7 protein-coding genes are annotated in these 4,689 nt (G+C 50.5%); 4 read left to right on the top strand and 3 right to left on the bottom strand.

Annotated features, from left to right (window positions below):
- Positions 1–313, top strand: a 313-nt coding sequence (gene infC, locus RSA72_RS13955; protein WP_332624271.1) for a translation initiation factor IF-3, incomplete at its 5' end; no start/stop codon positions are given.
- A 118-nt stretch (positions 314–431) separates the two neighbouring features.
- Here the strand turns inward: infC and RSA72_RS13950 are convergent.
- A complete protein-coding gene (locus tag RSA72_RS13950) occupies positions 432–887 on the bottom strand; it encodes an Hsp20 family protein (RefSeq protein ID WP_332624270.1) in 456 nt (151 codons plus the stop codon).
- A 322-nt stretch (positions 888–1,209) separates the two neighbouring features.
- On the opposite strand from RSA72_RS13950, the gene RSA72_RS13945 reads away from it, so the two are divergent.
- The 3 genes from RSA72_RS13945 to RSA72_RS13935 all read left to right on the top strand — a co-directional run bounded on the left by RSA72_RS13945 (position 1,210) and on the right by RSA72_RS13935 (position 2,640).
- Positions 1,210–1,827: a glutathione S-transferase N-terminal domain-containing protein gene (locus RSA72_RS13945; RefSeq protein WP_332624269.1), complete on the top strand. Its 618-nt coding sequence runs from the start codon at positions 1,210–1,212 to the stop codon at positions 1,825–1,827.
- 92 nt (positions 1,828–1,919) lie between these two features.
- Positions 1,920–2,204 carry a hypothetical protein gene (locus RSA72_RS13940; RefSeq protein WP_332624268.1) on the top strand — a complete coding sequence of 95 codons (285 nt, stop codon included), beginning with the start codon at positions 1,920–1,922 and terminating at the stop codon, positions 2,202–2,204.
- Between the two features lie 7 nt (positions 2,205–2,211).
- Positions 2,212–2,640: a YqaA family protein gene (locus RSA72_RS13935; RefSeq protein WP_332624267.1), complete on the top strand. Its 429-nt coding sequence runs from the start codon at positions 2,212–2,214 to the stop codon at positions 2,638–2,640.
- 96 nt (positions 2,641–2,736) lie between these two features.
- Here RSA72_RS13935 and RSA72_RS13930 read toward each other — a convergent pair whose 3' ends face one another.
- Positions 2,737–3,504, bottom strand: a complete 768-nt coding sequence (locus tag RSA72_RS13930) for a TonB family protein (RefSeq protein WP_332624266.1) — start codon at positions 3,502–3,504, stop codon at positions 2,737–2,739.
- 75 nt (positions 3,505–3,579) lie between these two features.
- Complete coding sequence (locus tag RSA72_RS13925; RefSeq protein ID WP_332624265.1) at positions 3,580–4,320, bottom strand: energy transducer TonB; 741 nt, start codon at positions 4,318–4,320, stop codon at positions 3,580–3,582.
- Positions 4,321–4,689: the final 369 nt, after the last annotated feature.

The following is a 4,689-nucleotide window of genomic DNA, read 5'->3' as shown; positions in this document are numbered from 1 at the left end:
TCTAAAGCAAAAGCAGAAAGAAGCGAAGAAAAAACAGCATCAAGTACAGGTGAAGGAAATCAAGCTGCGCCCGGGTACAGATGTCGGTGATTACAACGTGAAACTGCGCGCCATCATCAAGTTCCTTGAAGAAGGCAACAAGGTGAAAATCACCTTGCGTTTCCGCGGCCGTGAAATGGCTCACCAGCAGCTGGGTCTGGCTCAATTGCAGAAAATTGAAGCAGATGTGGCTGAGTGCGGTGTAGTTGAACAGATGCCGAAAATGGAAGGCCGTCAAATGGGCATGCTGCTTGGTCCTAAAAAACGCAAGTAAGCATCATCCCTTGATGAGAAAAGCGCTGCATTGGCAGCGCTTTTTTTATGCCTGCACGTTTTGCCGGCAGGGCAAGGCGCAATAAAGCCCCGCGTGCGGGGCTTCATGCTGCGGCTGCTTATTCAGCCTGCGGAGATGCAGCCTGTTCGGTCTGGCGGCCAATCGGAATTTGGCGCGGCAGCTTTTCTTCAGGAACAATCCGCTGCAGGTCAATTTTCAATAAGCCGTTGGTATAGTCGGCGCGCTGCACTTCAATATGCTCATCCAGGCGCAGCGACAGTTTAAATGAACGGCGCGCAATGCCTTTATGCAGATATTCTGCGGTACTGTCATCGGCCTGCTCGGAGTGTTTGCCGGAAATCGTCAGCAGCTGGTTTTCCAAATGAATGGCAAGCTCATTTTCTGCAAAGCCGGCGGCGGAAATGACAATGCGGTATTCATTGCCGCCGGTTTTTTCAATATTGTATGCCGGATAGTTCGGCGTTTCGCTTTGCATAGCGTAGTCAAACAGATCGTTTAAACGGTCAAAGCCGATGCTGCGGCGGAAGAGGGGGCTTAGGCTTAAATTACTCATTGATAGAACCTCCTGCGTTTAGCAAAGTTATATAAATAAGAAACTTATACTGCCGTATTTGCAGTGGCGGCAGCTTCAGCAATATCGGCTGATCATTGCTGTACTTTTAATATCGGTATGCCCTGAAAAATTTCAAGAGATAAAATCAATATTTGAAAAATTATCCTATGCTGATAATTCTGCTGTAAATACAAAGTTTGATATTCATATTTTCAGATTCCAATTTCAGTTTAACTTAATGTTTCTTCACTGAAATCATGCTATAAAAGCGATGAGAACGCGACAATGCGCACTAAAAAGAGAAAAGCGGCAGGATCTCCACATGATTGATTTGTACTATTGGGGCACGCCCAACGGACATAAAATTACCATTGCCCTGGAAGAAATGGGCTTGGATTACCAGATTTTTCCGGTCAATATTTTAGAAAATGATCAGTTTCAGCCGGATTTTTTAAAAATATCGCCGAACAATAAAATTCCCGCCATTGTGGATCAGGACGGCCCGCGCGGCGAGCCGATTTCAGTGTTTGAGTCGGGCGCCATCCTGCAGTATCTGGGCCGCAAAACCGGCCTGTATTATCCTGAAGATGAGTTTGCGCGGGTTGAGGTGGAACAGTGGCTGATGTGGCAGGTCGGCGGCTTAGGGCCAATGCTGGGGCAGAATCATCATTTCAGCCGTTTTGCGCCTGAACGCATTCCCTATGCCACCGAACGCTATGTAAATGAAACCAAGCGCCTGTATAAAGTGCTGAACAATCAGCTGATTGGGCAAAAATATGTGGCCGGCGCGTACTCAATTGCCGATATGGCGATTCTGCCGTGGATTCTGCGAAGCGAATGGCAGCAGATTCAGCTGGAGGATTATCCCTATGTCAAAGAGTATGTGGAGCGCCTGACTGCGCGCCCAGCCGTGCAGAAAGCTTTAGCGATAAAGGTCTGATGAATTGCTCCGCCGCCCAGTTATGCTAAGATGCGGGCAAGAATGAATGAAAACCACCCAATGATGCGGTGGTTTTTTATTGGATGGGATGGATGAAAGCATTTTTTTTAAATTTAACCAAGATTGTCGAAAATAACCCGCGCGTCTATTTTGCGGTGATTGCCGGCATCGCTGTATGCCTGATGCTGTTTATTGCAGAGGCGGCGCATATTCAAAAGCTTGCGGAAGCAGCCCAGACTCAGGATCAGGCTGCGCTGCGGGAAATCCTGCAGCCGGTTGCCTCGCGCTATGCGTGGTCACGCATTTTAGCCCTTGCCGTGATGCTTTTCTGGTCGAGTGCGGAATACCGCAAGACCAAAAAGCAGCTGGGGCTGTGACTTTTAAATGACGGCGCTTTTGCTGCTGTTTCTGTCCGCATTCGGCGCGGCCACTCTGCTGCCTTTGCAGTCGGAAGCGGTATTGCTGGGCCTGCTGATGCAGGGCAGCCATCCGGCGGGGATGCTGATTGCAGCTGCCAGTTTGGGCAATATTCTCGGCTCCTGCGTGAACTGGTGGCTGGGCCTGAAAATAGAGCATTATAAGGATAAAAAGTGGTTTCCTGTTTCGGCAGGCAAAATGCAGCAGGCGCAGGGGATTTATCAGAAATACGGCTTTTGGTCACTGCTGCTGAGCTGGGTGCCGGTCATCGGCGACCCCATTACCCTGATTGCCGGCCTGCTGAAAGAAAATTTCCCGCGCTTTCTGCTAATGGTGAGCATTGCGAAAATCGGGCGCTATCTTTGCATTTACCTGCTGTTTCTTGGGCTGATTTAACGCTTCACGCCGTCAAAATAATTGCCTTATGAAAGTTCCTGCCGGCGCGGCGGTTTCCTGCTGAAGCGCTGTCTGGGACGAGCGCTCTGCAGGCATTCATTGCGGGCAATCCGATAATTTAAAAATAATGCGGTCTTCAAAGCTTAATTTCCCCCACTGCAGGAAATGCCGGGGCGCATCAATCCGCGCATCCTGCAGGGCGCCGATGACCATTTGATCTATCTCGGCAATGCCGGAGCTTTGGCTGATCCGGATGCCGGAAATCTGCGCATTTCTGGCTACTTTAAATGCAAAGCGCACTTCACGGTCTGCACCCTCCAGCAGGGGCATGGCCAAGGCCAGCTTCGGCAGCTGCAGATATTGGAACGGAACAGGCTGATTGGCCAGCTGCTTCCGGATATTTTCCGATTTAAATATGTAGCGGCAGACATAAGGCTGAGGCTTTCTGGATTTTTGCGTACTGGAATAATCATTCGCTTCAAATAAGAAAGGCTGGGATGCTTTAACCGGATAGCGCACGCCGTTTTCAGCATAAGGCCTAAAGCGGGCCAGCTTTATGGCCCTGATGACCTTTTCATCCAAGTCCGGCAAGCCGGAACTTTGCTGGATGCGCACAGCGGTGATTTGGCCTGCAGTATCGGCTTCAATTGCGGCAACTACATTTCTTGGCTTGCCTTCCAGATCACCCGGCATAATGCGCACGCGGGGCGGCCGGCTCCAGCTGAGGCCCGCCGAAGTGCCTATATTGACCTGCTTAGGCTGGGGCTGGGCGGCCGCAGCCTGATCTGAAGCTGCCTGCAGCTGCGCGCCGGCGCCTAAGATCAATGCTGCCAGCAGCTGCTTTTTTATAAAATTCATCATCATGCTTATTCTTTTAAGAGGGGCGTTTTGAGCGCTGAAAGGTTCAAATCCCCAGCGCCAATCTTGCGGATTTTAAGGCTATTGGCAATTGTTCAGCTTGAACTGAACTTCATCCTTAAAGCTGGACTGTTTATACAGCCACAAGGTGCGGGCGGTGCGCTTTACCGAAATTTGGCTGCCGGACAGCGCTTGCGCAACTTGCTGGTCCAGGGCATAGATGCCTGAACCCTGCCGGATCTTCACTTTCCTGACGCTGCCATGCTTGTCCGCCTTAAAGCTGAATTTCACCGTGCGGTCGTGGCCATTTAACTGTTCAGCATCAAGCTCAAGCTGTGGCTGCTGCAGATACTGAAATGCTGTCCGCTTTTCATTCCGCTGCGCCTGCCAAACCTTCGAATTGAATTCATAGGCGCAGTTTCCGGCATTTTTATCCGTCAATTTCAGGTTGAATGCCTGATAGCCGATCTGCGGCGCAGGCTTGCCGCCTTCAATATGTGGCTTCACTTCGGCTTTTTCCACCGCGCGCACTAAAATCTGATCCAGCCCTTGAATGCCGGTGCTTTCTTCGACCGTTGCTTCCTGCACATTGCCGTTTTCGTCGGCAAATACGCGGATAATGGCCGCCCGGCTCTTTTGATTCAAGTCTTCATTGCTGTAGTTCGGCTGCGGAAACTTGGCCCATTGAATGCGGGTGGTTAAATGCGCGGGCAGCACATCGATGCTTTGCGCCGGCAGCTGATGGACTTTTTTAGGCGGTGCGCTGTAGGCCGCGCTCAGCGGAAAGCCGAGCAGAACAGATAAGCACAGAATTTTTTTCATAGGGCAGGATCTTCAACCACTCGAAGAGGAGCATTGGCCAATATTGAAGCGCAGTATTTCCTGAATTGGAAATGCTGGCAAGTCTAAATCTTAAATAATGCTTATTTTTCTGCAGCTTTGGCGCTGCCTGAGGCAAATGCGCTGTGCTGGCTGGAAACGGATATGGCCTGCAGTTAATGCTTTGAATCGGCGCCGGCATTCCTGCAGCGGGTCAGATCATTATGTGGCGGTTATGGGAAACAGGGCAGAGGCGGCCGCGGCTGGATTTTAATTTCCGATGATGCTTTTGTTTTAACCGGAGATGGATTAGAATACCGGCTCCCTTACCTGCAGGTCGTTTTTGCAATGGTGCAGACGTTCCGAACAGGT

It is taken from the genome of Acinetobacter sp., assembly GCF_036659555.1.
GTDB lineage: Bacteria > Pseudomonadota > Gammaproteobacteria > Pseudomonadales > Moraxellaceae > Acinetobacter.
The sequence above is the reverse complement of the archived record's forward strand: the minus strand, read 5'-3'. Positions and strand labels throughout refer to the sequence as shown.

What these genes read in the sequence shown, in the direction of transcription:
- RSA72_RS13950 (WP_332624270.1), bottom strand. Translation starts at nt 887, where the DNA reads ATGAGTAATTTAAGCCTAAGCCCCCTCTTCCGCCGCAGCATCGGCTTT.
- RSA72_RS13945 (WP_332624269.1), top strand. Translation starts at nt 1,210, where the DNA reads ATGATTGATTTGTACTATTGGGGCACGCCCAACGGACATAAAATTACC.
- RSA72_RS13940 (WP_332624268.1), top strand. Translation starts at nt 1,920, where the DNA reads ATGAAAGCATTTTTTTTAAATTTAACCAAGATTGTCGAAAATAACCCG.
- RSA72_RS13935 (WP_332624267.1), top strand. Translation starts at nt 2,212, where the DNA reads ATGACGGCGCTTTTGCTGCTGTTTCTGTCCGCATTCGGCGCGGCCACT.
- RSA72_RS13930 (WP_332624266.1), bottom strand. Translation starts at nt 3,504, where the DNA reads ATGATGATGAATTTTATAAAAAAGCAGCTGCTGGCAGCATTGATCTTA.
- RSA72_RS13925 (WP_332624265.1), bottom strand. Translation starts at nt 4,320, where the DNA reads ATGAAAAAAATTCTGTGCTTATCTGTTCTGCTCGGCTTTCCGCTGAGC.